This window comes from Chitinophaga sp. YR627, from assembly GCF_900114995.1.
Lineage (GTDB): Bacteria > Bacteroidota > Bacteroidia > Chitinophagales > Chitinophagaceae > Chitinophaga.
Genome location: NZ_FOUX01000002.1, coordinates 880,263 through 894,330, shown reverse-complemented (window position 1 = coordinate 894,330; position 14,068 = coordinate 880,263). Strand labels below are relative to the sequence as shown.

Below are 14,068 nucleotides of genomic sequence, written 5' to 3'. Positions count from 1 at the left end.
GAATAGTACAGTTAAATGTATTGTTCCCGTTTTTATTTTTGATGAAGACCAGCATCCGGAATGCCATAATTCAGGAGAAAGCTAGTTGCAGCTGCGCCCAAATTCTACAATTCCTGATAATTTCCTGATAACTGTGCTGGGTCGGAATACGGAAAGGCATCTCTTAAAAACCTTGCCAGGCAATTAAGCCTGGAATTGGAAAAGGGTTTGATGAAAGAAACTTGAACAATATGCGGGCTTATTATCGCTCCTTTCCAATTTGGAACGCAGTGCGTACCGAATTGAGCTGGACACACTACCGGATCATAAGTCGCGTGGAGAACGACGGCCATCAGCAACAATACATGCAATTGAGCATTGATAACCAGTGGGATACGCGTACGCTGCAAAGAAATATCCAATCTCAATACTTAAACCGTACGCTGGCTCCGGCATCCACGCCGGCACAGCCTCACCAGTTTATTAAAGATCCTTATATTTTCGAGTTCCTGAACCTTCCATCTGATGTCCGCCAAACAGAAAGCACGATTGAAGCGGCATTGATTAATCACTGTATATACCGCAGATTGGGACAGCCTCAAAAGGACCTCCTCAATCCGTTTAAAGGTCTGGAGGAATTTACGTGCTCTTTTTTTAAATTTATCACTTACCTAAAATTTTCCTTGTTACAAATTCATTAAAGAAGTGATCCCTGTAAATATTGCCGATCGGTATTTCGTTTTTCCCTATGTATACCGTATTGTTATCGACAGAATCTATGTTGTTTACATTGATGATGTAAGATTTACTGACCCTGACAAAAAAACTTTTTGGAAGCAGATCATGTATAGTTTTAATATTCATCAGGGTGATCACTTTTTGATTGGCTAAATAAATGATCACGTAATCTTTTAAGCCTTCAATATAGAGTATATCGCTGAAATGAACTTTGAATATTCTTCGTTCTGATTTTACAAAAAAATAGTCAGTGGTTATGTTTTCTATATTGCTGTTGGCATGATCAGTATGGAATAATTTACAATACGTCTGTGCTTTTTCAACTGCTTTTTGGAAGCGCTCCAGTTTTACAGGTTTGATCAAATAATCAATAGCGTCCACGTCATAACTTTCGGAAGCAAATTCGTGAAAAGCTGTGGTAAACACCACTAAGGTAGTTTTTGGGATGGTTCTGGCAAATTCGATACCATTCACTCCCGGCATTTGAATATCAAGAAATATCAGATCTACAGCATTTTTTTCCAGGAAAGCTTTAGTAGCTTCTGCTCCGTTAAATGATCCTATCGCTTCCAGATTTTCTGTCTGGAGAACCAGTTTTTGGATCGCTTGTCTTCCTAATGGCTCATCATCTACGATTATACAGTTCATTTTTTTAAATTTAAAAGTAAGGTAACGCAGTAGGTTTCCTGATTGTCTTCTATTTTCAAAGTATGTGAGGACGGGAACAGTAATTCCAGTCTTCTTTTGATATTTGCCAGGCCTAATCCTCCGGACTTATTAACAGCTTTCACCGCAGGTTTCGAGTTTACGCATTTAAAAAAAAGCTCATTGTGGCCCACATCAAAATGCAAATTAAGATAGGATAACTTCGCCGAGTCATTATTATGCTTTACGGCATTTTCGACAAATGATATAAATAATAAAGGAGGCACCTGCACACCGCTCAATTCGCCTTCTTTGGATATTAAAAAACTGAAATTATCCCTTCTGACCTTCTCCAGGTTCAGAAAATCTTCTAAAAAATGGATCTCTGAAGTTAACAGCACTTTATCTCTTGAGCTGTCATAAAGCTGATAACGAAGCAGATCACTTAGTTTCACCAATACCTGTGAAGCTTTTTGCGGATCATCCTCAATTAATACGTTGGCATTGTTGAGCATATTAAAAAGGAAATGCGGATTGATCTGATTCTTGAGCTGTTCCAGTTCACTATTTGTATTAGCCAATGCCAGGTCATGGATCAGTCGCGCATCAGATATCCACCGCTGAAATAACTTAATTGCTGCCGATGCTATGATAAGCACCATAGTCATAAAAGAAAAAGTAAAAAAGTTAATGTTGTCGTCCTCATTAGGCAATAGATCATGTTTAAAGGAATTAGCAAAAACTTCGTGAACGTAATACGAAATGACCATGCCTGAAATCACAAAAAGACCATAACTCAGGTATTTGTTCCTGAGCAAAAATCCGGGAACAAAAAAATACATGTTACTGTAGGCTATCAGAATTATCTGAAAAAAAATAACCAGTCGGTTATAGGTCTCAAAAGGCTCTACATAGTCCGCTGGACTATAATATAAAACAACAATACAAAAGATGATCAGTAAGATATGCCGCAGAAAACGGTATTTTTCTGAAATGATCAACTGAAGCATCCAATTAGCATCCATAGTTTTTTCGTGTAAAGGTTTACTCATAAATTTAAATCTCAGGCAAATCAAACGATCCTCCGGAATTAAATAGCATATACTATACAAAAGCCCTGTAATTATATACCAAAATAAGATTTAAAGGCAATATCCATTCTCTGACGTTCAATTACGTACCGTCGATCAGCCGCTTATAGGGACGGCGTTGACAGAAAGAGACTTCTGCGATTAAGCGGAAAGCTTTACCTGGCCAGACAGTTTTACCGGACTGCAAAAGCTGGCAGAGCTACTGGCGATATTTGAATATAAAAAGTATGCTTACTGTAACGCAACTGTTACTGAGATCTCACTGCGCATTTATTTTTCTATATGTAAGAGCTGCTTTGATATATAAAGCGGCATGTTTCGTATATATAAAAATCGCGGGTTCTGTAAAAATATAGTTTAGCCGAAAATTATAGCATTTAACTCAAAATTTTATAAATGAAAAACAGAATCCTATCTGTGCTGATACTCTTTTTTGCGTCGGTATCCTATGCCTATTCGCAGGAAAAAGTTACGCTTAGCGGCACGATCTCGAACAAGTCCAATACCGAAACACTCATTGGCGTAAGCATATATATTCCGGAAGCGAAAGTAGGGTTGATGACCAATTCCTACGGATTTTATTCCACAACATTGCCGAAAGGAACCTATACCATTATCCTAACCTACGTGGGTTATGATCAACTGGAAGAAAGTATCACACTCACCGAAAATACAAAACGGAACTTTGGGATGACGGAAAACAGCAAAACCCTGGATGAAGTTATAATTAAGAATAATACGCCGCAAGCTAACATTCGCAAACCTGAAATGAGTACCAATAAGCTATCTATCGCCACGATCAAAAAGATGCCTGCAGTTTTGGGTGAGGTAGATATTCTTAAGTCGATCTTACAGCTTCCCGGAGTTACTAATGCACAGGAAGGTGCGACAGGATTTAACGTAAGAGGTGGATCTGTGGATGGAAACCTGGTATTGCTTGATGAAGCAGTTGTATATAATACCTCGCATTTATTCGGGTTCTTTTCTGTCTTCAATGCTGATGTGATCAAAGACCTGAAACTTTATAAGGGAGGTATCCCTGCTAATTTCGGCGGACGTATATCATCTGTACTGGATATTTATCAAAAAGAGGGGAACAACAAGGCGTATCATGTAAACGCAGGTATCGGATTAGTCTCAAGCCGATTGCTTGTTGAAGGTCCTATCGTTAAGGATAAAAGTTCTTTTGTGGTTGCGGGGAGAGGATCTTATGCACATCTTTTTTTGAAAATGGTAAATGAACCTAATTCAGCTTATTTCTACGACCTGAACACCAAGTTTAATTACAAATTCAATGATAAGAACAATGTATTTGTTTCAGGATACTTTGGCAACGACAACCTGAATTTTAATAACAGTTTCATCAACACCTATGGCAACAAGCTTTTCAATCTAAGATGGAACCATATATTCTCCAACAAGATATTTTCTAATGCATCTGTCATTTACAGTGATTATGACTACCAGATCAAGATCAAGACCATCGGTATGGATTGGAAAGCAGAGGTAAAAAATTACAATTTTAAATATGATTTCAAACATTATGTTTCTAATAACCTCACTTTAAATTATGGCATTAATTCAATTTATTACAATTTCAATCCCGGAACGATCAAGCCTTATGGAGCGGCTTCAGCAATCAATCCGGACCAATTGGCCAAAAAATATGCGTATGAAAATGCAGCCTATATCAGTGCTGACCAACGTCTCTCTAATAAATTATCCGTCAATTATGGACTCCGCTACAGCAACTTTCAAAGAGTAGGCGCGCAGGAAGTCTATACCTATGCCAATGACCAGCCGGTCATTTATAATAAGGCGTTTCATATTTATGAAGAGGCTGAGCCGACAGGAACGGTCAACTATAAAAAAAATCAAAAAATAGCCAGCTTTGGCAACCTGGAACCAAGGGTCGCTCTTGCTTATTCGCTGAACAACGATAATGCTATCAAGGCCAGCTACAATAGAATGAGCCAATATGTTCATTTAATTTCCAATACTGCATCTGCAACTCCGCTTGATATATGGGCCCCTTCTGACAAATACCTTCAACCAGAGATCTTAGATCAGGTAGCGCTGGGATACTTCCACAATTTCAAAGACGGCAAGTATTCTCTGGAAACTGAAACATTCTATAAGAAAATAAAAAACAAGGCGGATTATATAGACGGTGCAGACCTGTTGGGTATTGATGCTATAGAAAGAGTGCTTTTGAACGGTGAAGCAAGGGCGTATGGCCTGGAACTGATGTTGAAGAAAAATACAGGTAAACTGACCGGCTGGGTTTCTTATACACTTTCTAAAGCGCAACAAAGAACACCGGGCAGAAATGCAGATGAGCCGGGTATAAACAATGGAGAATGGTACAGAGCGAATTACGACAAATTGCATAATCTATCTGTTACCGGCGCTTATTCGGTAAGCCCAAAATGGTCTTTTGGCGCTATTCTCACTTTTCAAACCGGAAAAGCAGCGACATTTCCTAATGGAAAATATCTATACCAGGGTGTCACTGTTGCGAATTACGGAGCAAGAAATGAGAATTCTTTATCTGCGTATCACCGCTTAGACGTATCTACGACCTACACACCTAAACCCAACAAGAAAAAAGGATGGCAGGGAGAGTGGAATTTCAGCATCTACAATCTTTATAACAGGAACAATGCAGCATCGTATTCTTTCAGACAGAAAGAAGAAACTGGAAGAAACGAGACAAGGAGAATATCCATTTTCGGCATTGTTCCAAGCGTAGCCTACAACGTGAAATTTTAAAAACAACTTTCCTACTTTAAAAAAAGACACAAAATGAAACTACTTAAAATAATGCTCATACCATTTGTGGCACTGCTTGTAACAGGATGCGAGAAGGTTATTACTGCGGATCTTACCACAGCGGCCCCAAGGCTCGTTGTAGATGCCTCTATTGACTGGGTGAAGAATACAGCCGGTAATGAGCAAAAGATCGTGTTGTCAACAACAACGGGTTATTACAGTTCCGAATTCCCGAGCGTTTCCGGAGCTGTGATTACAGTAACCAACGCGACAAATTCGGTTTTTAACTTTGTAGAAACGCCCGGAACAGGGCAATACATTTGCAACAATTTCCTTCCTGTTATCGGCCAGACCTATAATTTAAAGATCATTTTGCACGGAGAGACTTACACCGCCTCAGAAACCTTTACCCCGGTTCCTAAAATTGAGCATAACATTGATCAGAACAACAAGGGAGGCGAGGCCGGTGATGAAATGGAGATAACATTTTACTATCGGGACGATGCCAGTCAGATGAATTCTTACCTGAATAGCATTACTCAGCCCTATTCAGTGTTCCCTGAGCTTGAGGTTGAGGACGATGAACATGCCAACGGTAATTTAATGCAGGAGTCCTATTCACATGAAAAATTAAAAGCCGGTGACTTGGTAGACATCAAATTGTATGGAATCTCAAAAGACTATTACAATTATATGTTCAAATTGATAGTGGCCTCCGGCAATGACGGCAATCCTTTCCCTACCATACCAAGTGCCGTTCGCGGAAATATTGTCAATCAGACCAATAGCAAAAATTACGCTTTGGGGTATTTCAGGCTGGCAGAAGTAGCTACCAAAAGCTATACCATCAAATAACCAGGTTTGGTGAGCTCATTGAGCTCATTCACTAAAACAATGATTAAATTATTGCTGATGTGAATATTATTGTGAGCCGTGGGCATGGGACTACGCTTGAGAATCAAGGTGTAATTCAGCTTATTTTTTTTAAAGATTTTTTAAAAACTGTTCGGATAAGAGTAACGTCTTCTCCACACTTAAGGTACATCTGACTTTTCTGGTCGGGTGTACCTTTTTATTTTCACTGCAATTCACTTCCAGACTGGTACTTCTTTTTTTTCGCGGTCAGATATAGTTCCGGCACTTTGTTTATCTTTAAAAAACCTATGAATTTCTATACCATCACCCAGGACAGGAGCTACACTAAATGGATAGCCATGCTTCCAAAGTCGGAGGAACGCCAGCTGCATTTAAAGGAACACATTACGCAACATTTCTTCTGGGAAAATCCTCAGATTATCCGAATGAAGATGATCGCCTATCAGGACCTGACGTCAACCGCGTTATATGCAGATACACATGCATGGAAACATGATATTGGGTTGGATATGGTTCCACCACCCTGGGCTAACAAGGTCATTATTTCACATCGTTTTAAAAGTCTGCTGAATGAGTTTGAGGGGCCAGCGCACCGGTTGTATCCTATGCTTATGTCCAACTATTATAACACGGGGGATGAGAACCGGGTTTATTTTTTGCTGCACATACCTGATTACCATTTTCAAAATCTGGATTACAGCCGTGTTACCTTCGTCGTAGCTCCTTTCGGGGAAACACACAAGCCCTATAAATGCTTTGCTGAAGGGGAGATCCCGTCGTACGACGAATACGTGCGTATAGCCCGGGAGATGCAGGTTGAATTTCCTGATGGCATGCTGGAACCCCTGGTTTGGATCTATGATAAGTCCTGGGATTTCCTGTGGTCTACCACCGATGACATTATCGTAAGTGAGCGCATAAAGGACCGCGCCGAGCAGGAAGGTTTGGCCGGCGTATCATTTGAGCTGTTCAGGGATATGCAGATTATCACAAGTTGCAGTGCATAACCGCCTGCGCGTCTATTTAAGCGTTTCTATAATCAGTATAAGAAAACAAACTTGTTTTGGCAAATGGAGTCAAATAAAAAAAGACTGCAGATCATCACCAATTATGAAGATCTGCTGAGGAAGACTATTGAAACATATAATAAAGTGTATAAAACAGACTTTGAGATAGCGGGGTTTATGTACGATGAAGTAGTGCGTGCGCTTGTAGATTTTAGTGAGGCTTCAGTTCATCATGTATTTCAAATGGGGGTTGTTTTTGGACGCGCCTGTGAGCATTTGGATAAGGCCTCTTCTCAACCTCCGCGATCCAGTTGGGAGTAGTTGAACAGGATCTGCGGTTGTTTGCTGTTAATGATGACCAGACCGTGACCGACTTTGCGGGCGCCATGCTTTACATTGTTAGGGAACAGTTTTATGATACCATCCTGAAAATGCCAGAAGATAGAGATTCTGATCGCCAAATGGCCGGGTTGGGTCGGTATTATGTATGCAATCCAATGGTGGCCTTTCAACACAGCGGATATAGCGATAACAGAAAATGCTATATAGACTTAATTCCTTATGCCCAAAAGATGAAATGGTCTATTCGCTAAATTTTCGAATCTCATCCAGAATAAAAAGAGTGCTAGGTGGCGAACTATAGCCTGCATGTGCCTCAATCCACTCCTCAACGTATTTATGATTGTGCAGGGCACTGAATTCCTCCAGCAAAAACGTCCGTACCTTATCATCAGCATTTTTCATTTCCTCCCATATAGTGCTTCTATTATCCAGTACAAAAATTATATCTTCAAAATCAGTACTTATCCTGCCGTCATTGTTTCCACGATTCTTAAACGCCTGCAATTTTGAAGCTATAAAATAAGGGGGTGAGAATATTTTAACTGTATGCTGCTCATCAATGGCATAATCAATCGCATTTTTGAAGCCACTCTCGTACCAGGCATTAGAGAATCCCAGTATTGCTTCGTTGGTCGGCATAACATCCACGATTATCCCAGGCAATAGATAACGACCAACAAAATTACTGGTCACATCGTTTGTAAAACCCATACCGCGAAGCTGTTCCTCCAGTTTAGCATATTCGTGCCAGGAAGCAATTTCGACGACGATATCAACATCATCGGTCGGGCGTACCTCAATAGCACGTCTGTTAGCGTATAAACTGACAGTTGCGCCGCCGACGAAAACAACATCATTTTTTAACGCCCCAAGAGCATTATTTACCGCTTTGATCCTGGTTATATTTGCGTGATGACTCATAGTATCATTCTTTTTAGCTCATCGACTGCTACATTCGTTTCTCTCACTCTGCCCACACGAATTACATCCACCAATGCAAGCATTTGGTATAGGCAGTTATCCAGCTTTGCTGCCTGTACCTGATTTTTGTATAATGGCTCAATGCTTACCCCACGGTCAAATCCGCGGGCATCAGGCCAGACATAATCTGCCTCACTGCTAAAATGAGTGCGCATGAAGGGATGAGAATGTGCCGTTGGCATACCATTCATAAGCGTTCCCAGCTGTACAGGAAAAACGAACCGGATTCCATGTTGCAGAAATTCCATCAAGGACTGGCGAAACACTTTTCTCTTTTTATCCCTATCTATTAATCCAGCAATACCACTTCTTCCCAATGATTCCGACACTTCCGACGCACTGATGAAAAGCTCTTCCGATAACTGTTTATTATTCCAGTTTTGCTCTTCTTTTGCAATGATTTTCAATAGTATAACAATATCCTGAGGTCGCATTCCATTATGTAATCTCATAAAACAAATATACCGAAAAAATCAACAATTCGCAAATTGCAAATCATGAATCATAAATTAAATTCTTATTTAATAAATTGCTTTTATTGGGTTATTCACATTTTATCTCACAAAGACCATTAAGGGCGGTTTCAACTCAAATGTTCATCCTATTGTTATAGAAACAGCAATTACAAATTCCAAGCCTGCATATGAATCGACAGGGTACGAACCTAAAACAGGAAGTACTGAACTTTGGAAGCTAGGAGAGGAGCTATTACCATTGATCAAGAACGAGCTCAATGTATTAAAAGACCAATTTGATCCACCACAGGTGATTTAACCATAATAGCAAAGGTGCTGATCATTCTGGCGAGATTCAAAGATCATCTTATATAAAAAAGTCTACCCGGCATCGTTAAAAATTCCATTGAGCCTTTCTTTATAAAAATCAACTTTCCAGTCCTCATCTATCGGATTCACTTCATCCAGTAATGTTTCATACAGTGCTACACATGTATTTATGGTCTGCTCCATTGGAGCCATATCAATGTGATGCTTTGATTGAATAAGTACGTAATCAAGATATCCGCTGTCACCCCCGATCTGGATATTTACCAGGCTGTTTATATGCGCTAATAATTGCGGTAGCGATGGCTTATGTGCAGGATCAGTGAATAACTGTAATACTGTTTCCTTACTTTCAACGGGGCAAAAAGCGAAGCTCCAATTGGTCACATCGCTCGAATATAACTTTACATATCTGGCGAGGTCGGTTTGATTTATTTCAACAATGTAGAAATACCTATCTGTCAGATCTCTGTTCGAGTAGTTGACGGCTTCTAAGAATCCGGCAGGGTTTTGAAAGCCTAATAAAGTACAAAGCTCATTACCTTCTATATACTCTATCGAATAACGCCATTCACATTTTCTTGCCTGTAGTGTGGGAGATAATGTTAGCGCCGCATGTTCACTGTCAAAATAGATCAGATAGCATGTATTACCAGGGAAGAGCTCTTTCAATATGAGATAATACAGAAGTGAGTTTTCGCGGGATGCAAAAGATGATACACCCTGCTCGCTTAAGCAATGATTGAATGCTTCCAGTGCTGGTCCTTCCAGATCAAATTTACCATCAAAAACAGATTTACTTAAAAAACCATTGAATGGGACAGGTAGATGATATTCGAATCTGTCTGCAAATGCTTTTTCAATGAATTGTACTTTATTCATAAGGTATAGGTTGTAGTATTATGGCTGCATGAGTCCTGTTAACTCATAGTAATTCTGAAGGTGTTTGACCATAATGGTTTCACCGGCGCCTACCTGTATCACATTGCCTCCGTCCGCGCCATATCCGCCCAGCGCTGCAGAACGGACATCGGCAATATAGCCGGGCCATTTACCACCACTCCAGCAATAGCCAAACAAAAAGCCATTGGCCGCGGCCAGTTTCATTTTATCTTTCCAGTCTAACTGAAATTGCACAAACATTTCTCCTGGGCAAATGGCAAGGGAGATACTTTTATTGATCAGCATAGTGATAAGATGCACGTTGAACTCTTTTTTTGTGTCATGTCTGCCAATGAAATGTAGTGAATCTATTTTATACTTAATGTCTGTTTGTGCATCTGCAGGCATCACAATATTTCTTGCCAGTCTGCTCACTTCCCAGGCTAATAATTCCCCGGTGCGCTCCATAGGTGCGTAATCAGTCTTTACGGGATCTGTTGGGCCGGAACGACGGGGACTGATCATGAGCGATTCTATATTACCACCGCCACCATTCACAAACAGGCAGTTGAGTTTATTATCAAAAGCTTCTTCTACTTTGCGGGCAGCTACACCGGGATAGTCGGCAGATACTTCATAATTAAAACACACCACATCTGCATGCATAGCGTAGTTCATCATCAGTGCACGGGGATTATCCTGCAGGTCTGTTATTTTCAGCACGCCTACTTCGGGATCTACGGGGCCAAAAGGAATACGCTCAGGGTTTTCTACCCTGTAATGCGCATCGCCTATCCAGGATTCTTTGGCGCGACCGTCTTCTCTTACTATGAGACGGTTAAATCCCAGCTGGGGAAAGGTGCTTTTGCCTGCGGCTATTTTAGCCGGGAACAGATGAACCACTGCATCGCCTACAACTTTAATAACCTGATCTTCATAGAAAGCCTGAAACGGACTGTTCAGCGCAAAGGTAATTTTATTATCCACCAGGGGAGCAGCGTGGTTGTGAGAGGAGCAGAGTACTACTTTTGAAATATGGTATTTCTCCTTACATATCTGCTCAACGCGTTCGCTGGTAAAGATAGGCAGGTCTACAGATACAAATGCGATGCGCTGACCGCTCACATCCAGTACAAGGCTGCGGGCATATACAGAATCATGGATTGGCTGATTTGTCAGAGGTGTAATGTTGATTTTGCTGGTGCCGGCCAACAGTTTGCCGGTATCGGCATAGCTCGTATTAGAACTCAGTATGTATATTGTAATAAACAGGTAATTGAATAGTCTTTTCATAACCGGATAAAGTTGGGTTTGTTTATATTTTGGGTGGGCATTTTGTATATTGGTAAAATAGGTATTTTTAATCTGATACTATTTGACTTTGCAATAAATGAATAAAAATGATCAACAAGACCCTGTTTCTATTGGTATTTTTTAGTTCAATAATGCCTTTCCTAAGGGCACAATACATCAGTATTGTCAATGACACAAACGCCAAACAGGTAGTGTTCAGCAATGCCAAAATGAAAGTCCGCCTGAATTACGACCAACAGGCTAATATCTCATTTCTGACTGTCAATGGTCAGGAACTGATAAACGGGCAAAAAGGGATCTTTTCCGAAATCAGATTAAAAGATACAATCTATTCGACATTACATCTTGCAAAATCTCCATCTGTTAAGATTGCTAACAACACCATCATACTGTCAGATATACAATATGGCGGTCCGAATCTTTCTATCACAGAACATTGGACCCTTACGCCTGGTGATAGTGCTATTAAACTTAGTATTCGACGTACTGTACCCAGAGATATTGAAGTCGCGCAATTATTATCTCCAGCCATTCTGTTTCGTAATATTAACGTCTGGGACGGTGCGTTTCAGGACTACGGAGGTCTTGCCTGGTTTTATCTTTTTAATCAAAAGCTGGATACCTATGGTACACATAGTCGTTCTGCCAAATTCTGGAATAGTAAAACGGGCAATGGTTTAAATGTTGTAATCGATGCTCCGGGAAAAGAAGTCGCAACAATTTACAGTCGTACGGCCAATGATGAATTGTTATGGTCTGCAGCTGAAGCTTCACAAAACATTCTACCACGGTATGATTCCGGTACAAATCGCAGGCGCTATCTGCGTGGATTAGGAACAAATGTCTGGGCGCCGATCAAAATTAATGCAGGCACCTCTGAACAGGCGATTACAATTTCATACTATGATTTCAAAGAAGAATATGACAGAGGAAATTTCGTAGGTCTTAATGGCGCACAGATCAGTGATGTGCTGAATACGATTGCCCGTATAGGTGTGATCGACAAAAATCATTTCGGTGGAAACAGCTGGCATACCCCTTACGGACCGATCTGTCTGCATGAACAGTATATTGGACAAATGGGCCTTGCGATCAATGATCCGGTTTACCTTAAAGGGTATCAGCAGTGTCTGGACTTTTACCGGGACAATGCCATCAAACCCGATGGGAGGGTATACAGCAGATGGGCTTATACGAATGAAGACGCAATGCCTGGAGTATTTAATGAAAAAGGTTTCTATGAGGCGCAGTGGGGATACCTGCTGGACGCGAATCCTGACTTTGTAACAAACGTATCGGAATTATTTGACCAGACCGGTGACAAATCCTGGATTAAAACACATCAGCTATCCTGTGAAAAGGCTTTGGACTGGCTACTCGAAAGAGATCGTGATCATAATGGTCTGGTGGAAATGATGAACGACAGCATGCAGCAGAAAAAAAGCAGCGACTGGATAGACATTATCTGGGCTTCCTACGAAAATGCTTTTGTGAATGCAAAACTATATCACGCCCTGGTTTTGTGGGCTAATATTGAAAAACAGCTGGGAAATATTGGGCGAGCAAAATACTATGCTTCATTTGCGCAACAACTAAAATCCAGTTTCAATAAACGTACAGAAGATGGTGGTTTTTGGGATGAAGAAAATCAGTGTTATGTTCACTGGCGGGATAAGAATGGTTCTGTCCATGGCCGGAATATGGTCACACCTGTCAACTTTATGGCCATCGGCTATGGTATCTGCGATGACTCATCAAGGATTCGGACGATACTGGATCGTATCGAAGCTAAAATGGAGGAAGAACGCCTCTTTTTCTGGCCCTTATGTATGACCAGCTATGCTGCGGGCGAAGGTCAGGACTGGCAGTATCCTTTCCCCAATTATGAGAATGGCGATATCTTTCTATCCTGGGGTGCCCTGGGCGTTAAAGTATATGCCGCCTATAAGCCGGAAATCGCGCTGAAGTATGTGAGGAATGTCCTGGACCGATATGCAAAAGATGGTCTCGCCTATCAGCGATATGGAAGAATAAAACAAGAAGGGCTGGGAGACGATATACTATCGGGTAACTGTCTGTCTGTTGTTGGATTGTATCAGGCTATTTATGGTATCAACCCGCTGTATAATCGCTTTTATCTTGATCCTCACATTACTGATGAATTAGCAGGTACCAGCATAAAATACAATTACAGAGATCAAAAGTTGAAAATAGACCTGGCTGTCGACCGCTATACTATATCAAACGGGCAATTTAAAATAACGGATAATAAAGCGTTTGGATCATTTTTTAGAAAAAATGAACTTACCTATTTCCATGGTGCAAATGAAAGTGCGTCTATGAAGGTCCTGGTTGATAATAAGTTGGGTATTAAGTTGAGGTCCTGGAACCCGGCAGCTTATTCATGGAGCCAGACGGGTCAAGGTGGGACAAAGAAGAAAGTAACTTATCAGCTGATGCAGCTTAAGCCAGATAATGACTATCGCATATTTATTAACGATGTCTTATACAGGAAAGCAAAAAGCAGTAGGGATGGAACTTTACTGTTTTCTGTTAATCAATCGGATAAAGAAGGCGAGATTGCAGTTACAATCAGGTAATTATCAGGCAGTAGCACCTTTTCCAGTTAATAAAGTAGTTAAATTCCGCCCACTGGTTA

Annotated in this window: 12 protein-coding genes; 5 read left to right on the top strand and 7 right to left on the bottom strand. The window is 40.7% G+C overall.

Going from position 1 to position 14,068, the window contains the following annotated elements; all coding sequences use genetic code 11:
• The first annotated feature begins 182 nt into the window (after positions 1-182).
• Entirely contained in the window at positions 183-680 is a 498-nt protein-coding gene (locus tag BMZ72_RS12185; RefSeq protein ID WP_317043491.1) for a DUF1016 N-terminal domain-containing protein, read from the top strand.
• Here BMZ72_RS12185 and BMZ72_RS12180 read toward each other — a convergent pair.
• Positions 643-1,365: a LytR/AlgR family response regulator transcription factor gene (locus BMZ72_RS12180; RefSeq protein WP_089808620.1), complete on the bottom strand. Its 723-nt coding sequence runs from the start codon at positions 1,363-1,365 to the stop codon at positions 643-645. The genes BMZ72_RS12185 and BMZ72_RS12180 overlap by 38 nt on opposite strands.
• Entirely contained in the window at positions 1,362-2,414 is a 1,053-nt protein-coding gene (locus BMZ72_RS12175; RefSeq protein WP_089808618.1) for a sensor histidine kinase, read from the bottom strand. Before BMZ72_RS12175 ends, BMZ72_RS12180 begins: the two co-directional genes overlap by 4 nt.
• Positions 2,415-2,849: 435 nt before the next feature.
• Here BMZ72_RS12175 and BMZ72_RS12170 point away from each other — a divergent pair, with 435 nt between their 5' ends.
• The 3 genes from BMZ72_RS12170 to BMZ72_RS12160 all read left to right on the top strand — a co-directional run bounded on the left by BMZ72_RS12170 (position 2,850) and on the right by BMZ72_RS12160 (position 7,108).
• The gene (locus tag BMZ72_RS12170) at positions 2,850-5,225 is read left to right on the top strand and encodes a TonB-dependent receptor (protein ID WP_089808616.1); all 2,376 of its coding nucleotides are present in this window, start codon (positions 2,850-2,852) and stop codon (positions 5,223-5,225) included.
• 33 nt (positions 5,226-5,258) lie between these two features.
• Positions 5,259-6,080, top strand: a complete 822-nt coding sequence (locus tag BMZ72_RS12165) for a DUF4249 domain-containing protein (protein ID WP_089808614.1) — start codon at positions 5,259-5,261, stop codon at positions 6,078-6,080.
• 308 nt (positions 6,081-6,388) lie between these two features.
• A complete protein-coding gene (locus BMZ72_RS12160; protein WP_089808612.1) occupies positions 6,389-7,108 on the top strand; it encodes a hypothetical protein in 720 nt (239 codons plus the stop codon).
• Positions 7,109-7,401: 293 nt separating this feature from the next.
• Here the strand turns inward: BMZ72_RS12160 and BMZ72_RS36555 are convergent, their stop codons facing one another.
• The 5 genes from BMZ72_RS36555 to BMZ72_RS12130 form a co-directional block, all read right to left on the bottom strand.
• On the bottom strand, positions 7,402-7,569 hold the full coding sequence (locus BMZ72_RS36555; protein WP_177222773.1) for a hypothetical protein: 168 nt from the start codon (positions 7,567-7,569) through the stop codon (positions 7,402-7,404).
• A gap of 121 nt (positions 7,570-7,690) precedes the next feature.
• Positions 7,691-8,371 carry a hypothetical protein gene (locus BMZ72_RS12145; RefSeq protein ID WP_089808606.1) on the bottom strand — a complete coding sequence of 227 codons (681 nt, stop codon included), beginning with the start codon at positions 8,369-8,371 and terminating at the stop codon, positions 7,691-7,693.
• On the bottom strand, positions 8,368-8,883 hold the full coding sequence (locus tag BMZ72_RS12140) for a hypothetical protein (protein ID WP_218155234.1): 516 nt from the start codon (positions 8,881-8,883) through the stop codon (positions 8,368-8,370). The genes BMZ72_RS12145 and BMZ72_RS12140 overlap by 4 nt, the downstream gene beginning before the upstream one ends.
• Before the next feature lie 384 nt (positions 8,884-9,267).
• Entirely contained in the window at positions 9,268-10,095 is an 828-nt protein-coding gene (locus tag BMZ72_RS12135) for a hypothetical protein (protein WP_089808604.1), read from the bottom strand.
• An 18-nt stretch (positions 10,096-10,113) separates the two neighbouring features.
• Entirely contained in the window at positions 10,114-11,388 is a 1,275-nt protein-coding gene (locus tag BMZ72_RS12130) for a neutral/alkaline non-lysosomal ceramidase N-terminal domain-containing protein (protein WP_089808602.1), read from the bottom strand.
• 152 nt (positions 11,389-11,540) lie between these two features.
• Between BMZ72_RS12130 and BMZ72_RS12125 the strand changes: the two genes are divergently transcribed.
• On the top strand, positions 11,541-14,009 hold the full coding sequence (locus BMZ72_RS12125; RefSeq protein WP_177222772.1) for a trehalase family glycosidase: 2,469 nt from the start codon (positions 11,541-11,543) through the stop codon (positions 14,007-14,009).
• Positions 14,010-14,068: the final 59 nt, after the last annotated feature.

What these genes read in the sequence shown, in the direction of transcription:
- BMZ72_RS12180 (WP_089808620.1), bottom strand. Translation starts at nt 1,365, where the DNA reads ATGAACTGTATAATCGTAGATGATGAGCCATTAGGAAGACAAGCGATC.
- BMZ72_RS12175 (WP_089808618.1), bottom strand. Translation starts at nt 2,414, where the DNA reads ATGAGTAAACCTTTACACGAAAAAACTATGGATGCTAATTGGATGCTT.
- BMZ72_RS12170 (WP_089808616.1), top strand. Translation starts at nt 2,850, where the DNA reads ATGAAAAACAGAATCCTATCTGTGCTGATACTCTTTTTTGCGTCGGTA.
- BMZ72_RS12165 (WP_089808614.1), top strand. Translation starts at nt 5,259, where the DNA reads ATGAAACTACTTAAAATAATGCTCATACCATTTGTGGCACTGCTTGTA.
- BMZ72_RS12160 (WP_089808612.1), top strand. Translation starts at nt 6,389, where the DNA reads ATGAATTTCTATACCATCACCCAGGACAGGAGCTACACTAAATGGATA.
- BMZ72_RS12145 (WP_089808606.1), bottom strand. Translation starts at nt 8,371, where the DNA reads ATGAGTCATCACGCAAATATAACCAGGATCAAAGCGGTAAATAATGCT.
- BMZ72_RS12140 (WP_218155234.1), bottom strand. Translation starts at nt 8,883, where the DNA reads ATGAGATTACATAATGGAATGCGACCTCAGGATATTGTTATACTATTG.
- BMZ72_RS12135 (WP_089808604.1), bottom strand. Translation starts at nt 10,095, where the DNA reads ATGAATAAAGTACAATTCATTGAAAAAGCATTTGCAGACAGATTCGAA.
- BMZ72_RS12130 (WP_089808602.1), bottom strand. Translation starts at nt 11,388, where the DNA reads ATGAAAAGACTATTCAATTACCTGTTTATTACAATATACATACTGAGT.
- BMZ72_RS12125 (WP_177222772.1), top strand. Translation starts at nt 11,541, where the DNA reads ATGCCTTTCCTAAGGGCACAATACATCAGTATTGTCAATGACACAAAC.